Consider the following 19,543-nt stretch of genomic DNA (forward strand, 5'->3'; position numbering starts at 1 on the left):
GCGGCCGATTGACTCGGTCGCGGCCAAGGTGTATTATACAGCTAATGCACCAAGGAGATGTCCCATGCGCCTCGCGTTCCTGATCCCCCCGATGATGCTCCTCACCGCCTGTGGGGCAGAGGAAAAGAAAGCCGAGGACGCCACCGAAGTCTCGATCAACGCCGGCGACGAGCATGGCGGGGTCCAGATCAGGACCGGCAAGGACGGCGGCAATATCAAGATCGGCGGCGACGGTGCCGCGATCGACATCGACATTCCCGATTTCGTCGATCTCGATATCGAAAGCGATTTCGACATCGACGGCGTCAAGCTTTATCCGGGCAGCAAGGTGACCACCGTCAACGTCGACGCGAACGACAAGAATGGCGCCGACAAGGCGACCGTCAAACTCGGCTTCACCTCACCCGCCGCGCCGACGAAAGCCGCCGACTGGATGGCCGGCGAGTTCGCCAAAAAGGGCGTCAAGATCACGCGCAGCGGCGATACGCTCGCGGGCAAGGACAAGGACGGCGCCGATTTCCGGATCAACTTCGCCCCCGACGGCGCGAACGCCAAGGGCGAGGTGGTGATCGTCAAGAGCTGACCGCCGCCTTCCGCGTCATTGCGCGTAGCGACGAAGCCATCTTCTGCTATCGGCCTTGCGCGGCATTGATCGCTGGCGATTGCTTCGCTTCGCTCGCAATGACGGAATGGGAAGCTTTCTATCCGCTATTGCGCAGCGCGGTCGCAATTGCGTTGATCGTCAGCTGGATGCCCTCGGCGATGCGCGGGTCGGTCTCGCCCGCGCGGTGGCGCTTCATCAGCTCGATCTGGAGCAGGTTCAGCGGCTCGATATAGGGCAGGCGCAGCCGGATCGACGCCTCGAGCGCCGGATTTTTGTCGAGCAGGCGCGTCTGCCCGGTGATCTCCAGCAACCCGTCATGCGCGCGGTTCCATCCGTCCTTGATCCGGCCAAAGATCGCATCATGCCCGTCGATGCCTGCGGCCAATTCGGCATAGCGTGCCGCGATCCCCATATCCGATTTCGCGAGCACCATCTCCATATTGCCGAGCAGCGCCGCAAAGAACGGCCAGCCTGCCGCCATGTCGGCGAGCAGCCCCTTGTCCTCGAACGCCGCGAAACCCTCGCCGGTGCCGTACCAGCCCGGCAGCATCGCACGCGCCTGTGCCCAGCTGAACACCCACGGGATCGCGCGCAGATCCTCAATCGCGCTCGACTTGGTGCGACTCGACGGCCGCGACCCGATCTTCAGCGTCGCGATCTCGGCGATCGGGGTCATCGCGCGAAAGAAATCCTTGAACGTCGGGGTGTCGTACACCAGCCCGCGATAGGCAGCGAAGGCGCCGTCCGACAGCTGGTCCATCGCCGCGGTAAAGCGCGCCGCGTCGGGATCGCTGAGCGCTTCGGGCTCGAGGCTCGCGAGCAAGCTGGCCGACACCATCGCCTCAAGATTTGTCGCCGCGCTCGCCGCGGTGCCATATTTCGCCGCGATCACTTCGCCCTGTTCGGTGATCCGGATGCGCCCCTGCACGGTGCCCGCGGGCTGCGCGCGGATCGCGGCAAAGGCGCTGCCGCCGCCGCGCCCAACCGCGCCGCCGCGGCCGTGGAACAATTGCATCGCGGTGTCGGCGTGGTCGAACACCGGGGTCAGCGCCTGCGAAGCCTGATGCAGCCCCCAGGTCGACGTCATATAACCGCCGTCCTTGTTCGAATCCGAATAGCCGATCATCACTTCCTGATGCCCGCGCTGCCCGATCTGCGGACCGATTTCGGGCATCGCGAAATAACGCGCCATGATGCCCGGCGCCTGGTCGAGATCGGCGATCGTCTCGAAGAGCGGCACGACCATCAGGTTGCTCTGACCCGCCGCTTCGCCGCTCCGCCACAATCCGGCTTCGCGCGCGAGGACGTGAACTTCGAGCAAGTCGGACAAGGTCTGCGCCATGCTGATGATCCACTGACAGATCGCTTGCCCGCCCAGCCGCGCGCGGACATCGGCGGCGGCGTGGACGATCGCCAGCTCGCCCGCGGTCTCGTCGCTCCACTGGTGCCACGGCGCCGCGAGCGGACGATCGCTTTGCAATTCGGTGGTCAGCAGCGCGACGCGCGCCGTTTCGTCCAGCGCCAGATAGTCGGCGCACACGCCCGACACCCTGAGCAGTTCGGCGAGCACCCGCTCGTGCACCGCGCTGTTCTGCCGCATGTCGAGCGTCGCGAGGTGAAATCCGAATACCTCGACCGCGCGGATCAGCCGCCCCAATGCGCCGATGCCGCCGAACTGGCCCTGGCTGTTCGCAGACAGGCCATTGGCAATCGTAACGAGGTCGCGGCGGAAATCGGCGGGGGTCGCGTAAGCTTCACCCTTCAGCGCCGACGGCCGCGGCGGCGCCTTGCCGACGATCTGCGTATGGGTCGCGCAAAGCCGCGCATAAATGCCCGACAGCGCCCGGCGGTACGGTTCGTCGCGGCGGCTCGGCGCGCTGTCGCCGCTCGCTTCGGCCAGCGCTTCGACTGCCTCGGGGACCGCAGCGAGGCTCGCCGACACCGACAGCTCGGCACCCAGCCCATGCACCGCGTCGATATAATGCCCCAGCACCGCGGCCGCGTTGCGTGCCGTTGCCATCACCATCGTCTCGGCGGTGACGAACGGGTTGCCGTCGCGGTCGCCGCCGATCCAGCTGCCGACCCGCAGGAAGCTCGCCGCCCGCTGCCCCAGCTCGGCTTCCCAGCGCGCATAAAGCTTCGGAACGACGGGCAGAAACACGTCGCGCAAATAGGTCAGCGCGTTGTCAATTTCGTCGGCGACGAACAATTTCTCGGTCCGCAGCGGCCGCGTCTGCCACAGCAGCACGATCTGGCGCCTGATCGCATCCTCGACGACATCGCCCTCGGGCGTCTCGTCGGCGCCGCTGTCGCGCAGTAGCATCAACTCGGCGATGCGGTTCTTGTGGTCGAGCATCGATTTGCGTCGCACCTCGGTCGGGTGCGCGGTCAGCACCGGCGCGACGAGCGATGCGCTCAGTAGCGCCGCGATCGCGTCGCTATCGATCCCGTCGGCCTTCAACTTCTCGATCGCGGCGGCAACCGTCGCCTCGGGCTCCGCCGCCACCCCCTGCCGGTCCTCGGCCAGATTGGCGAGCATCGAAAACAGCATGAAGCCGCGGACAAACGCGACCGTATCGTCCAGGCTCAGCGCATCGAGCCCCGGATCGATCGCCTCGGCGCCCGCGATCCCGCGATGCCGATCGACGCTCGACGAGCGGATATATTCGGTCTGGCGAAACAATTTGTCGCCGCCATAGGCGCGAATGACGTCGCCGAGGATCCGCCCCAGATAGCGGATGTCGGGATTTTGCGAGATCTGGATCGGCGGGCCCATGGCGTGATTGCTGCACCTGCGAAGGCGCAGCGTCAAGCGGCGCATAGCTATGCTGGGATCACTAATGATCCGACTCGGTATGAATCTTTTAGTCAGCCAATTGCTTTATCGTTCACCGTCGCAAGACCGGAGTAAGCAATTTGAAACAACGCAGTGCGGCCTTCGCTATTTGGATGGCGCTTTTTGTCGCTCTTGCCGTGACCCTTTCCCTTACATTGGGGACGAATAGGCCCGGTGTGGCTGGAACGGAAATCGCAGCCGAAGGCGCCGGCGTGAAGACGGCGATACATCCCTGGCCCGAAGCCGCAGAGGTTCGGGTGTTTGTTGAAGACATTCCGTTCGATGAATTCGAGCGCACCGGGAAAAATATGTCGAAACCCGATGGCATCGTGCTGACCAAATCTCAGCGGGCTGTGCTGGACAAGGCCGTACATCTCTATCGGATGACGCCCAAAGAATATGAAAACAACGCTGTCGTCGGCTGCTTCATTCCCCATCATTTCTTCCGGTATTATGATAAGAAAGGTCGCCAAATCGGTGAAATGGCAGTTTGCTACTGTTGTGGCGGAATTGAGTTTTCACCGGCTATCAAATGGCTTCGCCCTGAAGAGGAATGGCAATTCGAATTTGAGGGTGTGGAACAGATGCTGAAGGAAATGGGCGTTCCGACCGACGTCAATTGCTGAGGCGCGGATCAGCGCGTCTTCACCAGATTGAGCATCCCCATGTCGATCCGGCTTCGGCCATCGAATACCACGCTGTTGCGCGTGTCGGTGATGAACATCAGCCGCCCCGACGCGTCGCTGATCCGCGCCGACACGGCATAGCTGTGCCGCGGGTCGAGCGGACGCTGATCGACGGTCAGCGAAAAGGCGAAGGGCACTTGCCGTCCGTCGGCGGTGAAGCTCTGCTGCGCGATGGTGCGCGACGGCGCATCCATCAGGCTGACATCGCTCAGCTGGATTTCGATCTGCGCCGTCGGCGGCAGCGCCACGCGTTCGCGGTACGTAATCTGACCGGTCACCGACACCGGCTGTTCGGACGACCCCAGCGTCGCGCACGCCGCGAGTGGCAGGGCGGCGAGGCTGAGTGCAAGCGCGCGGACGGTACGGACCATGGTTGTTCTCCTGATATGGCTGGCGGCCCGTTAAGGCCGCTGCCATGAACCCTGTCTGTCCGGCGCGTTGCCCGCCGGTCAGCCCTCCAGCTCGACATCCCAATAGAGCCAGTCGATCCAGCTCGTATGCAGATAGCCCGGCGGGAAGGCCCGCCCATTGTCCTGGAGCTGCCAGCTCGTCGGGCGCCACGGCTGGCGATAGATCGGCATCCGCGCCTGCTGCGGCGTCCGCCCGCCTTTCTTGAGGTTGCAGGGCGCGCAGGCGGTGGTGACATTTTCCCACGTGGTGCGCCCGCCAAGGCGCCGCGGCACGACATGGTCAAAGGTCAGATCCTTGCCCGACCCGCAATATTGGCACGAGAAGCGGTCGCGCAGGAACAGGTTGAAGCGGGTGAACGCCGGGTGCTGCGATGGCTTCACATATTGGCGCAGCGCGATCACGCTGGGGATCGGCATCGTCCGCGTTGGCGAATGAATCTCGCGCTCATAATTTTCGACGATGGTGACGCGGTCGAGGAAAACCGCCTTGACCGCGGTCTGCCATGGCCACAGGCTCAAGGGATAGTAGCTGAGCGGCGTATAATCGGCATTCAGGACAAGCGCGGGACAGCTGTCGGGATGCCGGGCGAGATCGGGATGGAACATGGCTTTTGGACATTGCCCCCGTTGCTGAGCGGATGGCGCGCCACTGCCTTCCTCAAGTGACAAGCCTATTACATGCCGCATCAGAATCTGACGTCAAGGGGGCATGTGCCGCAAGATATGGAAGGATTCCGATGATCGCGGCACAGTATATGGAGTCTTTACCACGTCGATGCTGACCCGTTTCGCGCCCAGCCCGACCGGCGACCTCCACCTCGGCCACGCCTATAGCGCGGCGCTTGCGCACGCTGCCGCGCGCGCGGCGGGCGGGCAATATCTGATCCGCATCGACGACATCGACGGCAGCCGCTCGCGCGAGGCTTATGTCGGCGCGTCGCTCGCCGATCTCGCGTGGCTCGGGCTCAACTGGGATGGCGAACCGCTGCACCAGTCGGCGCGGATTGGCGATTATGCGGCGGCACTCGATACGCTGCGCGACCGCGACCTCGTCTATCCCTGCTTCTGCACCCGCGCTGATATCGCCGCGAGCCTCTCGGCGCCGCACGGCCCATCGGGGGCGGTCTATCCCGGCATCTGCCGAAATCTGCCCGAAGCCGAGCGCGAGCGGCGCATGGCGACCGAGCCGCATTGCTGGCGTCTCGATACTGCCGCTGCCGTGGTGAACGTCGGTGCTTTGACCTGGGAGGAGCAACGGCAGGGGCCGCGCATCGCCGACCCGCTGGCGCACGGCGACATCGTCCTCGCGCGCAAGGATGCCCCCGCCAGCTATCATCTCGCCAGCACCCTCGATGATGCCGATATGGGCGTAACGCAGGTCATCCGCGGCGCCGACCTGATTGCCGCGACCGATGTCCACCGACTGCTCCAGGCGCTGCTCGATCTGCCGACCCCCCTTTACCGCCACCATCCACTGGTTTGCGGCCCCGATGGCAGGCGGCTGGCGAAGCGCGACGCCGCAGCGTCGCTCGCCGCGATGCGCGCCGCCGGCGTGGATGGCCGCGCGCTCGCGGCCGATCTTGTCGCCGGGCGCCTTCCCACTGGTTATTCGCTGCAAATGCCCTAAATAGGGACCATGAACATTCTGCTGATCATCGGCGTCGTCGTGGCGGCCGGCTTCGTCCTCTTCTCGCTCGCGCGGGGGCTCTTCTATTTTTCGCAGGGCCACCAGGCCGTGATCGACGGCAAAGTCGAAGAAAATCAGATGATGCAGAACAAGATGATGATGTCGCGCGTCAAATGGCAGGCGATCACCATCATTCTGATCGTGCTGATCGGCTTGCTCGCCGCGGGCGGCTGATCCTGCCGCTGCGCCAGCCCCGATAAATGGTCAAACTCAACAAAATCTACACCCGCACCGGCGACGACGGCACCACCGGGCTGGTCGACGGATCGCGGATCGCCAAATCGGCGCCGCTGATGGCGGCGATCGGCGATGTCGATGAAGCGAACAGCGCGATCGGCATGGCGGTCGCGGCGCTCTATCCGAACAGCGATGCCACTGCGATGTTGGTGCGCATCCAGAACGAGATGTTCGATCTGGGCGCCGACTTGGCGACTCCGGCGGACATCCAGTTCGGTTTCGGCCCGCACGACATGGCGCTCCGCATCGTTCCCAGCCAGATTGCGCGGCTGGAGGACGAGATCGACCGCATGAACGACGATCTTGAAGCGCTGCGCAGCTTCATCCTGCCCGGCGGCACCGACGCCGCCGCGCGGCTCCACCTCGCACGCGCGGTAACGCGACGCGCCGAACGGGCGGCGGTTGCCGCGGGTGGCGACCGCGACCTCAACCCGCTGGCGCTCACCTATCTCAACCGGCTGTCCGATCATCTGTTTGTGCTCACCCGGCACCTGAACGCTGCAGCGGGCGGTGACATTTTGTGGAAGCCCGGCGCCACGCGCTAGCCTGATGGTCCTCCCTATCGCTGCGCGACAGGAAGACCGAGATTGTTCCCCAAATGTTCTAGACATTCCGCTACGCCGTAACCATATTCGATCTTCGTGCGAAACCGAATCGCACTTCGGGGGATTGTCTCACCATGGCCAGCCGAACCGACGCTTCACTTTTTGCGCAATCCGCCGAAACGCCGCACCTGCTCGCGCAGCGTTTCGGCGCGACGCGCCGCCTGTCGCTTGACCTCGTCGCGACGCTGTCCGACGCCGACGCCAGCGCACAATCGATGCCCGATGCCTCCCCCGCCAAATGGCACCTTGCGCACACCACCTGGTTTTTCGAAACCTTCATCCTGCGCGATCATGTCGCGGGCTACAGCCTGTTCGATGACCGCTATTCATTTCTTTTCAACAGCTATTATGAGGCCGAAGGGCCACGCCACGCACGGCCGCAGCGCGGGCTGCTGACCCGCCCGTCGCTCAGCGACATCTGCATCTGGCGCGCGCATGTCGATACCGCGCTGCAGAATGCACTGCCCGACCTGCCGCCCTTGGCGCACACGTTGGTCGAACTCGGCATCCAGCACGAACAGCAGCATCAAGAATTGCTGCTCACCGACCTCAAGCATCTCTTCGCGCAGAACCCGCTCGGCCCGGCGGTGTGGAATGCCGAAACGGCAATCGCGAGTGAAGTTGCACAGTTCTCCGCGATGAAATGGATTGACGGCGCAGCGGGCATCGCCGCGATTGGTCATGGTGACGACGGCTTTGCTTTCGATTGCGAAGGTCCGCGCCACGACGCGCTGCTGACGCCGCATGCGCTCGCCAGCCGCCCGGTGAGCAATGGCGAATGGCAGCAATTTATCGCCGACGGCGGCTATCACACTCCGTCGCTCTGGCTCAGCGATGGCTGGGCGTGGGTGCAGGCCGAGGGCATCGACGCTCCCGCCTATTGGGATGGCGACCGCCAGTTCACTCTATCGGGCTGGCGCGATATCGACCCCGCCGCCCCCGTCACCCACATCAGCTTTTTCGAAGCCGACGCTTTCGCCAGCTGGGCCGGCGCGCGGCTGCCGACCGAGTTTGAATGGGAAGCCGCGGCGGCTGTGCGCGATCCGGCATCGGGGCAGCAGCTCGACGCCGCCGGGCCGGTGCAGCCCGTGGCGCCCGCCCATGACATCGGGCTGCAACAGATGTTCGGCAGTGTGTGGGAATGGACCGGCAGCGCCTTTCGCCCCTATCCCGGCTTCCGCGCCGCCCCCGGCGCCGTCGGCGAATATAATGGCAAGTTCATGAGCGGCCAGTTCGTCCTGCGCGGTGGCAGCTGCGCCACCCCGCGCGGCCATTTGCGCGCCTCGTACCGCAATTTCTTCTATCCCCACCAGCGCTGGCAATTCACCGGCGTGCGTTTAGCCAAGGATCTCTGACATGGGCGTTGTTCGCAATCTTCGGCAGGTCGACGCCGATGCCGCTGGGGTCGATGTCGCCTTTCGCGCCGATGTCCATGCCGGTTTCGGCCAGACGCCCAAGGCGATCCCGGCGCGCTGGTTCTACGATACGACCGGATCGGCGCTGTTCGAGGATATTACCGCGCTCCCTGAATATTATCCGACGCGCAGCGAAACCGATTTGCTCACCCGCCATGCGCGCGACCTCGCGGCGGCAATCGGTGCGGGACGCGCGGTCGTCGAGCTCGGCTCTGGAAGTTCGACGAAGACGCCGCTGCTGCTCGATGCGATCGCGCCCGCCGCTTATGTCCCGGTCGATATTTCGGGCGAGTTCCTGCGCGACAGCGCGCGCGCGCTGGCCGCGCGCTTTGCGGGGCTTCCGGTCTATCCGGTCGAAGCCGACTTCACCCAGCGCGTCGACATGCCGCGCGAGATCGCCGACCTGCCCAAACTCGGCTTTTTTCCGGGCAGCACGATCGGCAACATGGTCGCGCGCACCGCGGTCGATTTGCTGCGCAACTGGCGCGAAGCGCTTGGCGAGGGATCGCTGCTTCTGATCGGCATCGACCGGATCAAGGATGAGCGCGTGCTGGAGCTGGCCTATGATGACCCGGCGGGGGTCACGGCGGCGTTTAACCTCAACCTGTTGGAGCGGATCAACCGCGAACTCGGCGGTGACATTCCGGTCGAAAACTTCACCCATCGGGCGATCTGGAATGACGTTTTCGCCCGTATCGAAATGCATCTGGTCGCGGCGTGCGACATGGACTTTGTGGTCGATGGACGGCGCTACGAGATGACGGCGGGGGAGACGATCCACAGCGAGAATAGCCATAAATATGGCGCGCGCGACGCGAACCTCCTACTTCGTGCGAGCGGCTGGACCCCGGTTGCGAGCTGGGACGACACGGACCCCGCTTTCGCCCTCATTCTCGCCAAAGCGACCGCCTTCCGCTCCGCCCCCTGATGCTCAACCCTTGACGCACCGCGCCCGAAGCCTAGGCAGCGGCACAGGATCCAGCGAAAGGACTAAGGCATGATCGTCGGCGTAATCGGGGCAGGACAGATGGGCGCGGGGATTGCGCAGGTATCGGCAGGTGCCGGTCATACCGTGCTGCTGTCGGACATCGACCTGGCGCGCGCCGAAGCCGGCAAAGCGGGGATCGGCAAGGCGCTCGGCCGTCTCGTCGCCAAGGACAAGATGACGCAAGGTGACGCTGACGCGCTCCTCGCCCGGATCACCCCGGTCACCGACCACAGCGCCTTCACACCCGCCGATCTCGTCATCGAGGCAGCGACCGAGCGTGAGGACATCAAGCGCGCGATCTTCGCCAGCGTCGGTCCGCACCTGTCGGCGACCGCGATCCTTGCCAGCAACACCAGCTCGATTCCGATCACCCGCCTAGCGCAGGCGTCGCCCGACCCGGCGCGCTTCATCGGCGTGCATTTCTTCAACCCGGTGCCTGTTATGGGGCTGATCGAGCTGATCCGCGGCCTCGCCACCAGCGACGATACGCTCGCCGCAGTGGAGGCTTTCGGTCGCGGTCTCGGCAAAGAGATTGTCCACGCCAATGATGCGCCGGGCTTCATCGTCAACCGCGTTTTGATGCCGCTGATCAACGAGGCGGTGTTCGCGCTGGGCGAAGGCGTCGCGACGATGCAGGACATCGATGCCGGCTGCCGCCTGGGGCTCAATCATCCGATGGGGCCGATAACGCTCGCCGACTTTATCGGGCTCGACACTTGCCTCGAAATCATCCGCGTGCTGCACCGCGGCACGGGCGATCCCAAATTCCGCCCCGCGCCGCTGCTCGTGCAATATGTCGACGCGGGCTGGGTCGGCAAAAAATCAGGCCGCGGCTTTTACGACTGGACGGGAGCCGAACCGGTCCCCACGCGTTAGCTCAGAGCGCTGTCAGGGGGCAGCGAAGGAGGCGTCATATGCACAGGAAAATTCTCGCCGGATTGTCAGTCGCCGCCTTGGTCGGCTCTGCATCATCTTATGCTCAGCAAGGCGCGCCCGAAAATCCGACGATTAAGGACACCGCCAATCAGGTGGCGGAACCGTTCGATGGCAAGGAAGCGCCCGAAAAGCTGCTGGCGATCGAGGGCGCGCCCTATTCGCTGGCGGGCCTTAGCAAATGTTCGGCGATCATTCGCGAGGTGACCGAACTGAACGAAGTTCTGGGCCCCGACGTCAACGAAATCGTGGACAAGGATCGAGCCAAGAAACGCGAAGAAACAGCAGGGCGGGTCGCGGGCAGCGTCGTCGGGTCGATCATCCCGTTTCGCGGCCTGATCGGCGAAGTCACCGGCGCAAACGCCGAACGGCGGCGCTATGCGGCAGCAGTCTATGCCGGGACGGTGCGGCGCGGGTTCTTGAAAGGTGTCGGGCTGCAACGCGGCTGCAAGGCGCCCGCGCGGCCCTGATAGCCTGATAGCCAGCCGGGGGGAGTTTTGATGGACGTCGATAATATCCGCGCCTTCACGGTCGAAGTGCCGCAAGCATCGCTCGATGACCTTGACGAGCGGCTGGTGCGCACGCGCTGGCCCGAGAAGGAGACTGTGGACGGCTGGGATCAGGGGATACCACTCGCTTACGCGCAGGAACTCGCGGCCTATTGGCGCGACCATTACGATTGGCGCCGGATCGAAGCGCGGTTGAATGCACTGCCCAATTATCTGGTGACGATCGACGGGCTCGACATTCATGTCCTTCATATCCGCTCGGCCAATCCCGCCGCGCGCCCGCTGATCCTGACCCACGGCTGGCCAGGGTCAGTGCTCGAGTTTCTCGACGTCATCGAGCCGCTATCGGCCGACTATCACCTCGTGATCCCTTCGCTGCCCGGCTACGGCTTTTCGGGCAAACCGGCGGAGGCCAAATGGAGCGTCGAGCACATCGGCGCGGCGTGGGACGCGCTGATGCGCGCGCTCGGCTACGATCGCTATTTCGCGCAAGGCGGCGACTGGGGCAGCGCGGTGACCTGCGCGATCGGGATGAACCACGCCGATCATTGCGCCGGGATCCACGTCAATATGGTCGTCGGTGCCCCGCCGCCCGACCTGATGACCGATCTCAGCGATGCCGAGCAGCTCTATCTGGCGCGCTTTGGCTGGTATCAGGCCAAGGACAGCGGCTATTCGACCCAGCACGCGACGCGGCCGCAGACGATCGGTTATGCGCTGACCGATTCGCCCGTCGGCCAGATGGCGTGGATCGCCGAAAAATTCCACGGCTGGACCGATTGCGGGCATCAGCCGGGCGGCCAGTCGATCGGCGGCCATCCCGAAAGGGCGCTGACGAAGGATGCGATGCTCGACACGATCAGCCTGTACTGGTTGACCGCGAGCGCAGCCTCGTCGGCGCGGCTCTACTGGCACAGCTTCCGCAATTTCGCGGCGGGCGAGATTTTGGTCCCGACGGGGTGCAGCCTGTTTCCGAACGAGATCATGCGGCTGTCGCGGCGCTGGGCCGAACGGCGCTACAAAAACATCGTCCACTGGAACGAACTGCCCCGCGGCGGCCATTTTGCCGCGTGGGAGCAGCCCGCACTGTTCGTCAGCGAGGTTCGCGCCGCGCTGGCGAAGATGGCCCTTTAGCAACTGGCCGCCGGCGCTGCCGGCGGCCTGCGGGTTTCACATCGGCGTATAAACGACACGGCAGCTTTCTGGCGCCGAGCGCAGCGCAGTGTTCCACGTCACGTCATTGCCGTTGCGTGCCAGCCGCGCGCCAGTAAGATTCTCGTAAATCTGGCCGCTGTTGGCCGGGGTCGATTTCAGCACCATCGTCCGACCGCCGTTGACGCGGACGATCGCGCCGTCGCCGACATAATCGACCTTCAGCCGCGTCCCGCCGCTGCAGTCATAGCTGGTACCCGTGTTGGCGGGGACCGACGCGCAGCCGGACACTGCCACCGCGGCGGTGGCGGCGAGAAGGGTCGCGATCGTCTTGTTCATCGCACGTCTCCCCTCAATAGCCCGAGCGGACGCACAGGACGTCGGCCAGATAGACGCGGTTGCTGACCGTTTCCATATGCTCGCGCGCCGACCCGTTCCAGCCGATCGAGCGGCAATAATTGTCGGCGGCCTGCGCCGCGCAGTTCGCTGTTGCCGATCCGGACTGGCAAGCGAGGACGCGGCGGTTGCCTTGCGCGGGCTGGGTGTGGAATTCGGCAAAATTGCCGCGCGCAACCTGATCGTTCGCGGGGGGTGCCGGATCCCAGCCGCCGCCGCTGCCGACAGGACGGATCGACTGGATGGTCAGGCCGCGCAGAACGTTGTTCAGCATCGGCGTGTCGCGTTCAACCGTGCGGCAGGTGCCGCGAAACCGCGTCTTTTCGCATAGCTCCCAGCGTCCGCTGGCGACACGCACCGAATTGACCGGCCATGCCAGGCCAAGGTTCGGTTTCGCCTCGCCGATGAACACCGCGGGGCCTCGATAGGCCGCGTCGCGATAGATCGTCGCCTCTGGCGGCCGGTACATGCGTTCATCGGGGGTCTGGGCGCTGGTGGTGGCGAGAACCCCCGCCGCTATCGACGCTGCTGCAGCGGCGAGGATCGACAAACGATATGCGGTTTTCATGGCAACCTCCCTGTTGGCAAATGCGACCCGGGATTCGTTATCGTTGCCGAGTTTACGCCATTGGGGCGTGGCTTGCAAATCTTGCCAGGGGTTGGCTCGGGCAAGTCAGGGGGTTTTGGAGGGGGTTGCTGCCCCGGCGTCCGGCTCGGATAACGGTGCGTTTTGCGGTACTGCGACAGCCTCGACTGCCGGGGCTGCGGGCGGCGCCCCAACCGGCGGCGCAATGCCAAGCATCAGACCCGCGAGCGCAGCGGACATCAAATTCGACAGGCTGCCCGCCAACAACGCCTTCAGCCCCAGCTTGGCGATCATCGGACGCTGGTTGGGGGCGAGTCCACCGGTCACGGCCATCTGGATCGCGATCGAGCTGAAATTGGCGAAACCGCAAAGGGCAAAAGTGGCGATGGCGACCGCGGCGAGCGACATGTCGCCCTGCACCTTGCCCAGATCGATAAAGGCGACAAATTCGTTGAGCACGATCTTGCTGCCGAACAGACCGCCGACGACGGCGCTTTCGTCCCACGGCACCCCCATCAGCCACATCACCGGGCGGAACAGGGTGCCGATGATCGCCTGGAACGAGAGGTCGGGATAGCCCAGCCAGCCGCCGATGCCGCCGAGCAGACCGTTGGCGAGCGCGACGAGCGCGACAAAGGCGAGCACCATTGCGCCGACCGCGACCGCGAGTTTCACCCCGGTCTGCGCGCCCTGTGCCGCCGCCATGATGATATTGGCGGGCTTTTCATCATCGTGGCTTGCCTCGGGCATGACGACCGGTTCGATGCCCAGATCTTTGGGATCGTCGGGCATCATGATTTTCGCCATCAAAATGCCGCCCGGCGCCGACATGAAGCTTGCCGCCAGTAGATAGGGCAACAATTGCTCGCCGATCATGCTGGCATAGGCGCCGAGGATCGTCCCCGCGACCCCCGCCATGCCGACGGTCATAATCGTGAACAGCTGCGGCGGGGTGAGGCCCGCGAGATAGGGGCGGATGACGAGCGGCGATTCGGACTGGCCGACAAAGATGTTCGCTGCCGCACCCAGGCTTTCGACCTTGGTGATGCCGGTGATTTTCTGGATTCCGCCGCCGACCCATTTGATCACCAGCTGCATGATGCCGAGGTAATAGAGAATTGAGATCAGCGAGGCGAAAAAGACGATGACGGGCAGCGCCGCGATGGCAAAGCTGTTCGCGCCGATTTCGGGTGAGGCGAGCGGGCCAAAGATGAAATCGGTGCCCGCCTTGGCATAGCCGAGCAGGTTCGACACACCGTTCGACATTGCCTGAATGATATTGCGGCCCCACGGCGTGCCGATCACCAGCAACGCGAAACCGGCCTGGAGCAGGAAGGCGGGAATGACGATGCGCAGGCGGATCCAGCGGTGGTTCGAAGAAAACAAAACGGCAATCGCGAGCAGTGCCACGATACCGACCAGACCAATCAGGCGTTCCATAAATTCGTGCGTCCCCCGCAAATTGTTGCGCCTTGTCTAGCGGGCTTTGGCGGTGGGGCAAGTGTTGGCGCCACGCCCATCTTTCCAGCGCCGACAAAACCGACTATCGGGCGGCATGACCGACACCACATCGACGGCGCTGCCGCGCACGCTCTCGCCCTCCCTGTTCCTTTTCACCATCATTTATGGCGGCATGGTCGTGCTCGCCGGGGTGCTGGGGAACAAGCAGGTGGCGCTCTTTGGCGGGCTGGCCGTGGAAGCCGGGATCTTCCCGTTCCTGATCCTCGTCGCGCTGTCGAGCACGGTGTCTGAATTGCAGGGCCAATCGACCGCGAACAAACTGGTGCTGTGGGGTTTTATTCCGTTGGTCCTGTCGATCATGCTGACGTCGCTGGTCTATTTCCTGCCGGCCGCGCCAGAGATGGACCCGGCACGACTGGCATCGTTTGAAATGATCCTCGGCCAGACACCGCGCCTGATGGCGGCGGGGATCGTCGCCTACGGCACCTCGCAATTCCTGAACGTCACGATCTTCAGCAAATTGCGCGGCCGCGAAGGCGCCGGGACCGGCTGGCTGGCGATCCGCGGCGCGATCGCCAGCGCGCTCAGCCAAGTCGTCGACACCTTGCTGTTCGTCACTATCGCCTTTTACGGCGTGTTCCCGATCGCCAATCTGATGGGCGGACAGATGCTGGCCAAGGTCGCGCTGTCGGTGCTGGTCATTCCGTTCGTGATCACCGGGCTGGTCGCGCTGGGCCGTAATCTCGACGCCAAGAACGGGGGATGATGGCGATGTCTGACCCGTCGAAAATGCCCGACCTGCTCGCCAAGGCTGAAACGCTCGTCGAGGCGCTGCCCTATTTGCAGCGCTATGCCGGCGAAACTTTTGTGATCAAATATGGCGGTCACGCGATGGGCGATGCCGAGGCGCAGCGCGATTTCGCCGAAGACATCGTGCTGCTCAAAGCCGTCGGGATCAACCCGGTCGTTGTCCACGGCGGTGGGCCGCAGATCGGCGCGATGCTGAAGAAGCTCGGGATCGAATCGTCTTTTGTCGGCGGGCTGCGCGTCACCGATGCGGCAACCGCCGAGGTCGCCGAGATGGTGCTGGCGGGCAAGATCAACAAGGAAATTGTCGGCTGGCTCGCGGCGCTCGGCGGGCGTGCGGTCGGCATTTCGGGCAAGGACGCGAACCTGGTGCTCGCCGAAAAGGTCCGCCGGACCCAGCCCGACCCCAATTCGGGGATCGAGCGCCATGTCGACCTCGGCTTTGTGGGTGAACCCGTCGCGGTCGATCCGACGATCCTGATCAATCTGACCAAGGATAATTTCATCCCCATCGTCGCGCCGGTCGCGCTCGGCGCCGATGGCGCCACCTACAACATCAATGCCGACACGATGGCGGGTGCGATCGCCGGGGCGCTCGGCGCCAAACGCTTTTTCCTGCTCACCGACGTCGCCGGAGTGCTCGACAAGGCGGGGGCGCTGCTCACTGATCTCGACCGGACGGCGATCGACGCACTGAAGGCCGACGGAACGATTACCGGCGGGATGATCCCCAAGGTCGAAACCTGCATTGCGGCGGTCGATGCCGGGGTCGAGGCCGCGGTCATTCTTGACGGGCGGGTGCCGCACGCGATGCTGCTGGAAATTTTCACCGCAAGGGGTGCAGGCACGCTCATTCACCGCTAAGAGACGCGGCAAGACCCTATTTCGGAGAAATCGCCTTGGTTCTCATGCTCCTCCAGATCGTCCACATCATCCTGACGGTCCTGTGGTGGTTCATCATCGCGCAGGCGGTGATGTCGTGGTTGATCGCGTTCAACGTGATCAACACGCACAATGATTTCGTCAATCAGCTGTGGACGGTGCTCGACCGGATTACCGAGCCGCTGTACCGGCCCTTCCGCCGTATCATGCCTGACTTTGGCGGACTCGACCTGACCCCAATGCTGGTGCTGATCATCATCATCATTCTCGACGGTCCGGTGCTCAACTATCTCGGCCGCCTCGCCTATGCGAACGGCATGGCGTGATGACAGTTGAGACCGCCGCGCAGGTGATCGACGGCAAGGCGTTTGCCGCTGGTCTGCGCGGCCGGATTGCCGATGCCGTCCCCGCATTTGTCGCGGCGACCGGACGCGCGCCAGGGCTTGCGGTCGTGCTGGTCGGCGACGATCCGGCGAGCGCGGTTTATGTCGGGTCGAAAGGCAAGGCGACAATCGCCGCTGGCATGGTGAGTTACGAGCACCGCCTGCCCGCCTCCGCGACGCAGGACCAAGTCGAAGCACTGCTGACAGCGCTCAATGCCGACGAATCGGTTGATGGCATCCTGCTGCAATTGCCACTTCCCAGCCACCTCGACGAACAGGCGGCGGTGGCGACGATCGACCCTGACAAGGATGTCGACGGGCTGACCCCGGTCAGCGCCGGACGCCTCGCACTTGGCATTGCCGGGATGGTGCCGTGCACCCCCTATGGTTGCCTGCTGCTGCTCCAGGACCGGCTCGGCGACCTGTCGGGGAAGGATGCGATCGTCGTCGGGCGCTCGATCCTCGTCGGCAAGCCGATGGGGCAATTGCTGCTTGGCGCCAACGCCACTGTGACCATGGCGCACAGCCGGACCAAAGATCTGCCCGCTCTCGTCCGCCGCGCTGACATTGTGGTTGCGGCGGTCGGGCGCGCCGAGATGGTCAAGGGCGACTGGATCAAGCCCGGCGCGGTGGTCATCGATGTCGGGATCAACCGCTTGCCGCCCGTCGCAGGCGCGGCAAGGGGCCGGCTGGTCGGCGATGTCGACTATGCCGAAGCTGCAGCGGTCGCCGATGCGATCACCCCGGTACCCGGCGGGGTCGGGCCGATGACCATCGCCTGCCTGCTCCGCAATACCCTCGTCGCCGCGCACCGCCGCGCGGGGCTCGCCGATCCGGAAGGCCTCTGATGCGCACTCTGCTGCTTCCCGCCCTTGCCCTGTCGTTGCTCGCAGGTTGCGCCGGCGATCCCAACGACATCCGCAACCGCCCGTTGGGACCAAACCCGAGCGCCTTTGTCGCCGCGGAGATCGGCTTCGCGCGGCTGGCGCAGGAAAAGGGCCAGTGGACGGCGTTTCGCGAAACATCGCATCCAGATGCGGTCATGTTTGTGCCGCAGCGGGTGAAGGCGCGCGACTGGCTCAAGACCCAGAAAGACCCCGCCGAAGCGGTCAAATGGCAGCCGCACGCGGTCTATGTCAGCTGCGACGGCAACAGCGGCGTCACAACGGGCGCGTGGCAGAAGGGCCCAGCGCACGGCTTTTTCAGCACCGTGTGGATGCGCGATCCCAAGAGCGGCAAGATCGACTGGATTCTCGATCATGGCGACGGATTGACCAGCCCCCGCGAGGCGCCCGAATTCATCGCGTCGAAGCAAGCGGTGTGCGGATCGCGCCCCGCCGTTCCGATCGAGGCGGGCGCTGAGGGTGACGATATGGCCGTCGGCCTGTCGCCCGACCAGACTTTAAGCTGGACCTCGACGGTGCGCTCCGACCAGTCGCGCCGCGTGACGATCCGGCTGTGGGATGGCAAGACGATGGCAACGGTGATCGACGATCAGGTCGCGGCGCCCAAACAGCCATGATCGACCTGTTCATCTCGGCTTTTGTCACGCTGTTCGTGGTCATCGACCCGCCGGGCTGTGCGCCGATCTATGCCAGTCTGACCACCGGCGCGAGCGCGCAGCAGCGCCGGTCGATGGCGATCCGCGCGACGGTGATTGCCGGGTGCATCCTCGTCTTTTTTGCGATGTTCGGCGAAGCGTTGCTCAGCTTCCTCCACATCGATCTCGACAGCTTCCGCATCGCGGGCGGTATCATGCTGTTCATCATCGCGATCGACATGGTGTTCGAAAAGCGCACCGAACGCCGCGAACAGCGCGCCGAGAAAGTAATTGCGACGCCTGAAATCGAAGATGTGTCGGTGTTCCCGATGGCGATGCCGATGCTCGCCGGGCCAGGGTCGATCGCCTCGGTGATGCTGCTGGTGGCGCAGAACAACGGGCTCGATCGCGCGTTCGTGATATTTGGTGCGCTGCTGCTCGTGCTGCTGCTGACGCTCGGCGCGCTGCTCGCGGCGGGGCCGCTGATGCGCTTCATCGGCAACAAGGGCGAGGCGGTGATCACCCGGCTGCTCGGCGTGTTGCTCGCCGCGCTCGCCGCGCAATTCGTCATCGACGGGCTCAAGGCGAGCTTTCCTAGCCTCACATAGAAAAGGGCGCCGCCCGCAGGCGACGCCCTTTCGACATTCCACGGGAATGGAATTTTAGCGCGCGGCGTTGACGTCCGCTTGCGTCACCGGCGCAATGCGGATTTCGACGCGGCGGTTGCACTGATAATCGGCCTCGCCGCGCTCGGGCGAACATTTCAACTGCGTTTCGCCGTAACCCATCGTCGCCATGCGCGCGCGCTGGATGCCGCGGCCGCCTAGATAATCGGCGACCGAGGAAGCACGGCGTTCGGACAAACCCTGATTATAGCTGTCGCTGCCGGTCGAATCGGTGTGGCCATAGACGTCGATATAGGTGCTGGGATATTCGGCCAGCGTCGAGGCGACGTTATCGAGGGCGCTGCGGAACTGCGATTTGACCAGCGCGCTGTTGTAATCGAAGGTCACGTCGCCGGGCATATTGAGCACCAGCTGGTCACCCTGCCGTTCGACGTCGATGCCGGTGCCCGCGGTGCGCTGGCGCAGCTTTTTTTCCTGCTCGTCCATATAATAGCCCACGCCCGCGCCGGCGACCGCGCCGATGCCTGCACCGACGATTTCTTCGGTGCGGCTGTTCTTGCCGCCGATCAGATCGCCAAGCAGATAGCCGCCGAGCGCGCCGCCGAGACCGCCGATCGCGGCATTCGAGATGCGCTTTTCGCCGGTGTTGGGGTCGGTGACGCAGCCGGTCAGCGCTACCGCGCTGATGGTGGCCAGCGTCGCAAGTTTGATGGTCTTGATATTCATTGGTCGTTCCCTCTTTTTTGGCGGCCGCATGGATCAATTGCGCCCGCCATTCGTGCCGATAACATATGGCTGGC

General features: G+C 64.3%; 23 protein-coding genes. 16 read left to right on the top strand and 7 right to left on the bottom strand.

The features are described from left to right. Nucleotides 1-64 precede the first annotated feature (64 nt). On the top strand, nucleotides 65-583 hold the full coding sequence (locus IPF76_RS05640) for a hypothetical protein (RefSeq protein ID WP_293840728.1): 519 nt from the start codon (nucleotides 65-67) through the stop codon (nucleotides 581-583). 118 nt (nucleotides 584-701) lie between these two features. On the opposite strand, the gene ppc is transcribed toward IPF76_RS05640, so the two are convergent. Next, the gene (gene ppc, locus IPF76_RS05645; RefSeq protein WP_293840731.1) at nucleotides 702-3,380 is read right to left on the bottom strand and encodes a phosphoenolpyruvate carboxylase; all 2,679 of its coding nucleotides are present in this window, start codon (nucleotides 3,378-3,380) and stop codon (nucleotides 702-704) included. A gap of 140 nt (nucleotides 3,381-3,520) precedes the next feature. Here ppc and IPF76_RS05650 point away from each other — a divergent pair, with 140 nt between their 5' ends. Further along, on the top strand, nucleotides 3,521-4,066 hold the full coding sequence (locus IPF76_RS05650) for a hypothetical protein (RefSeq protein ID WP_293840733.1): 546 nt from the start codon (nucleotides 3,521-3,523) through the stop codon (nucleotides 4,064-4,066). 8 nt (nucleotides 4,067-4,074) lie between these two features. Here the strand turns inward: IPF76_RS05650 and IPF76_RS05655 are convergent, their stop codons facing one another. Together IPF76_RS05655 and IPF76_RS05660 are read right to left on the bottom strand one after the other, a co-directional pair. Continuing rightward, entirely contained in the window at nucleotides 4,075-4,497 is a 423-nt protein-coding gene (locus tag IPF76_RS05655) for a YbaY family lipoprotein (RefSeq protein WP_293840736.1), read from the bottom strand. Nucleotides 4,498-4,575: 78 nt separating this feature from the next. Further along, complete coding sequence (locus IPF76_RS05660; RefSeq protein WP_088443334.1) at nucleotides 4,576-5,142, bottom strand: HNH endonuclease; 567 nt, start codon at nucleotides 5,140-5,142, stop codon at nucleotides 4,576-4,578. 169 nt (nucleotides 5,143-5,311) lie between these two features. Here IPF76_RS05660 and gluQRS point away from each other — a divergent pair, with 169 nt between their 5' ends. The 8 genes from gluQRS (at nucleotide 5,312) to IPF76_RS05700 (ending at nucleotide 12,044) form a co-directional block, all read left to right on the top strand. Then, on the top strand, nucleotides 5,312-6,163 hold the full coding sequence (gene gluQRS, locus IPF76_RS05665) for a tRNA glutamyl-Q(34) synthetase GluQRS (RefSeq protein WP_293840741.1): 852 nt from the start codon (nucleotides 5,312-5,314) through the stop codon (nucleotides 6,161-6,163). A 9-nt stretch (nucleotides 6,164-6,172) separates the two neighbouring features. After that, nucleotides 6,173-6,397 (top strand): HIG1 domain-containing protein, encoded by a 225-nt coding sequence (locus tag IPF76_RS05670; protein WP_293840744.1) that lies wholly within the window; start codon nucleotides 6,173-6,175, stop codon nucleotides 6,395-6,397. A 26-nt stretch (nucleotides 6,398-6,423) separates the two neighbouring features. Continuing rightward, complete coding sequence (locus tag IPF76_RS05675) at nucleotides 6,424-7,005, top strand: cob(I)yrinic acid a,c-diamide adenosyltransferase (protein ID WP_293840746.1); 582 nt, start codon at nucleotides 6,424-6,426, stop codon at nucleotides 7,003-7,005. Nucleotides 7,006-7,139: 134 nt separating this feature from the next. Beyond that, a complete protein-coding gene (gene egtB, locus IPF76_RS05680) occupies nucleotides 7,140-8,420 on the top strand; it encodes an ergothioneine biosynthesis protein EgtB (protein ID WP_293840749.1) in 1,281 nt (426 codons plus the stop codon). A gap of 1 nt (nucleotide 8,421) precedes the next feature. Further along, complete coding sequence (egtD, locus tag IPF76_RS05685) at nucleotides 8,422-9,408, top strand: L-histidine N(alpha)-methyltransferase (protein WP_293840752.1); 987 nt, start codon at nucleotides 8,422-8,424, stop codon at nucleotides 9,406-9,408. A gap of 69 nt (nucleotides 9,409-9,477) precedes the next feature. Beyond that, complete coding sequence (locus IPF76_RS05690) at nucleotides 9,478-10,344, top strand: 3-hydroxyacyl-CoA dehydrogenase NAD-binding domain-containing protein (RefSeq protein ID WP_293840755.1); 867 nt, start codon at nucleotides 9,478-9,480, stop codon at nucleotides 10,342-10,344. A gap of 38 nt (nucleotides 10,345-10,382) precedes the next feature. Next, the gene (locus IPF76_RS05695; RefSeq protein ID WP_293840758.1) at nucleotides 10,383-10,871 is read left to right on the top strand and encodes a hypothetical protein; all 489 of its coding nucleotides are present in this window, start codon (nucleotides 10,383-10,385) and stop codon (nucleotides 10,869-10,871) included. A gap of 30 nt (nucleotides 10,872-10,901) precedes the next feature. Further along, nucleotides 10,902-12,044, top strand: a complete 1,143-nt coding sequence (locus IPF76_RS05700) for an epoxide hydrolase family protein (RefSeq protein ID WP_293840761.1) — start codon at nucleotides 10,902-10,904, stop codon at nucleotides 12,042-12,044. A gap of 36 nt (nucleotides 12,045-12,080) precedes the next feature. Here the strand turns inward: IPF76_RS05700 and IPF76_RS05705 are convergent, their stop codons facing one another. The 3 genes from IPF76_RS05705 to IPF76_RS05715 all read right to left on the bottom strand — a co-directional run bounded on the left by IPF76_RS05705 (nucleotide 12,081) and on the right by IPF76_RS05715 (nucleotide 14,484). Then, complete coding sequence (locus tag IPF76_RS05705) at nucleotides 12,081-12,401, bottom strand: MliC family protein (RefSeq protein ID WP_293840764.1); 321 nt, start codon at nucleotides 12,399-12,401, stop codon at nucleotides 12,081-12,083. 13 nt (nucleotides 12,402-12,414) lie between these two features. Next, entirely contained in the window at nucleotides 12,415-13,026 is a 612-nt protein-coding gene (locus tag IPF76_RS05710) for a beta/gamma crystallin-related protein (RefSeq protein WP_293840767.1), read from the bottom strand. Nucleotides 13,027-13,131: 105 nt separating this feature from the next. Beyond that, entirely contained in the window at nucleotides 13,132-14,484 is a 1,353-nt protein-coding gene (locus IPF76_RS05715) for a NupC/NupG family nucleoside CNT transporter (RefSeq protein ID WP_293840770.1), read from the bottom strand. A gap of 115 nt (nucleotides 14,485-14,599) precedes the next feature. On the opposite strand from IPF76_RS05715, the gene IPF76_RS05720 reads away from it, so the two are divergent. Genes IPF76_RS05720 through IPF76_RS05745 form a run of 6 tightly spaced genes read left to right on the top strand, consistent with a single transcriptional unit; the run spans nucleotide 14,600 to nucleotide 18,725 of the window. Continuing rightward, nucleotides 14,600-15,271, top strand: a complete 672-nt coding sequence (locus tag IPF76_RS05720) for a queuosine precursor transporter (protein ID WP_293840773.1) — start codon at nucleotides 14,600-14,602, stop codon at nucleotides 15,269-15,271. 5 nt (nucleotides 15,272-15,276) lie between these two features. After that, on the top strand, nucleotides 15,277-16,176 hold the full coding sequence (argB, locus tag IPF76_RS05725) for an acetylglutamate kinase (RefSeq protein ID WP_293841956.1): 900 nt from the start codon (nucleotides 15,277-15,279) through the stop codon (nucleotides 16,174-16,176). A 44-nt stretch (nucleotides 16,177-16,220) separates the two neighbouring features. Further along, nucleotides 16,221-16,520 (top strand): YggT family protein, encoded by a 300-nt coding sequence (locus IPF76_RS05730; protein ID WP_088443299.1) that lies wholly within the window; start codon nucleotides 16,221-16,223, stop codon nucleotides 16,518-16,520. After that, nucleotides 16,520-17,425, top strand: coding sequence for a bifunctional methylenetetrahydrofolate dehydrogenase/methenyltetrahydrofolate cyclohydrolase FolD (gene folD / locus IPF76_RS05735; protein WP_293840776.1), 906 nt, complete (start codon nucleotides 16,520-16,522; stop codon nucleotides 17,423-17,425). The genes IPF76_RS05730 and folD overlap by 1 nt, the downstream gene beginning before the upstream one ends. Then, nucleotides 17,425-18,099: a hypothetical protein gene (locus IPF76_RS05740; RefSeq protein WP_293840779.1), complete on the top strand. Its 675-nt coding sequence runs from the start codon at nucleotides 17,425-17,427 to the stop codon at nucleotides 18,097-18,099. Before folD ends, IPF76_RS05740 begins: the two co-directional genes overlap by 1 nt. Then, nucleotides 18,096-18,725 (top strand): MarC family protein, encoded by a 630-nt coding sequence (locus IPF76_RS05745; RefSeq protein ID WP_293840782.1) that lies wholly within the window; start codon nucleotides 18,096-18,098, stop codon nucleotides 18,723-18,725. The genes IPF76_RS05740 and IPF76_RS05745 overlap by 4 nt, the downstream gene beginning before the upstream one ends. A gap of 54 nt (nucleotides 18,726-18,779) precedes the next feature. On the opposite strand, the gene IPF76_RS05750 is transcribed toward IPF76_RS05745, so the two are convergent. Continuing rightward, a complete protein-coding gene (locus IPF76_RS05750) occupies nucleotides 18,780-19,469 on the bottom strand; it encodes an OmpA family protein (RefSeq protein ID WP_293840784.1) in 690 nt (229 codons plus the stop codon). Between the last annotated feature and the right edge of the window lie 74 nt (nucleotides 19,470-19,543).

The organism is Sphingopyxis sp. (genome assembly GCF_016704835.1).
GTDB lineage: Bacteria > Pseudomonadota > Alphaproteobacteria > Sphingomonadales > Sphingomonadaceae > Sphingopyxis.

Bases quoted from the DNA above. Each gene is read 5' to 3' on its own strand.
- IPF76_RS05660 (WP_088443334.1), bottom strand. From the start codon at position 5,142: ATGTTCCATCCCGATCTCGCCCGGCATCCCGACAGCTGTCCCGCGCTT.
- folD (WP_293840776.1), top strand. From the start codon at position 16,520: ATGACAGTTGAGACCGCCGCGCAGGTGATCGACGGCAAGGCGTTTGCC.
- IPF76_RS05715 (WP_293840770.1), bottom strand. From the start codon at position 14,484: ATGGAACGCCTGATTGGTCTGGTCGGTATCGTGGCACTGCTCGCGATT.
- IPF76_RS05745 (WP_293840782.1), top strand. From the start codon at position 18,096: ATGATCGACCTGTTCATCTCGGCTTTTGTCACGCTGTTCGTGGTCATC.
- IPF76_RS05695 (WP_293840758.1), top strand. From the start codon at position 10,383: ATGCACAGGAAAATTCTCGCCGGATTGTCAGTCGCCGCCTTGGTCGGC.
- IPF76_RS05730 (WP_088443299.1), top strand. From the start codon at position 16,221: ATGCTCCTCCAGATCGTCCACATCATCCTGACGGTCCTGTGGTGGTTC.
- egtB (WP_293840749.1), top strand. From the start codon at position 7,140: ATGGCCAGCCGAACCGACGCTTCACTTTTTGCGCAATCCGCCGAAACG.
- IPF76_RS05705 (WP_293840764.1), bottom strand. From the start codon at position 12,401: ATGAACAAGACGATCGCGACCCTTCTCGCCGCCACCGCCGCGGTGGCA.
- IPF76_RS05640 (WP_293840728.1), top strand. From the start codon at position 65: ATGCGCCTCGCGTTCCTGATCCCCCCGATGATGCTCCTCACCGCCTGT.
- argB (WP_293841956.1), top strand. From the start codon at position 15,277: ATGTCTGACCCGTCGAAAATGCCCGACCTGCTCGCCAAGGCTGAAACG.
- IPF76_RS05655 (WP_293840736.1), bottom strand. From the start codon at position 4,497: ATGGTCCGTACCGTCCGCGCGCTTGCACTCAGCCTCGCCGCCCTGCCA.
- IPF76_RS05670 (WP_293840744.1), top strand. From the start codon at position 6,173: ATGAACATTCTGCTGATCATCGGCGTCGTCGTGGCGGCCGGCTTCGTC.
- IPF76_RS05720 (WP_293840773.1), top strand. From the start codon at position 14,600: ATGACCGACACCACATCGACGGCGCTGCCGCGCACGCTCTCGCCCTCC.
- IPF76_RS05750 (WP_293840784.1), bottom strand. From the start codon at position 19,469: ATGAATATCAAGACCATCAAACTTGCGACGCTGGCCACCATCAGCGCG.
- IPF76_RS05700 (WP_293840761.1), top strand. From the start codon at position 10,902: ATGGACGTCGATAATATCCGCGCCTTCACGGTCGAAGTGCCGCAAGCA.
- IPF76_RS05740 (WP_293840779.1), top strand. From the start codon at position 17,425: ATGCGCACTCTGCTGCTTCCCGCCCTTGCCCTGTCGTTGCTCGCAGGT.
- IPF76_RS05675 (WP_293840746.1), top strand. From the start codon at position 6,424: ATGGTCAAACTCAACAAAATCTACACCCGCACCGGCGACGACGGCACC.
- egtD (WP_293840752.1), top strand. From the start codon at position 8,422: ATGGGCGTTGTTCGCAATCTTCGGCAGGTCGACGCCGATGCCGCTGGG.
- IPF76_RS05710 (WP_293840767.1), bottom strand. From the start codon at position 13,026: ATGAAAACCGCATATCGTTTGTCGATCCTCGCCGCTGCAGCAGCGTCG.
- ppc (WP_293840731.1), bottom strand. From the start codon at position 3,380: ATGGGCCCGCCGATCCAGATCTCGCAAAATCCCGACATCCGCTATCTG.
- IPF76_RS05690 (WP_293840755.1), top strand. From the start codon at position 9,478: ATGATCGTCGGCGTAATCGGGGCAGGACAGATGGGCGCGGGGATTGCG.
- gluQRS (WP_293840741.1), top strand. From the start codon at position 5,312: ATGCTGACCCGTTTCGCGCCCAGCCCGACCGGCGACCTCCACCTCGGC.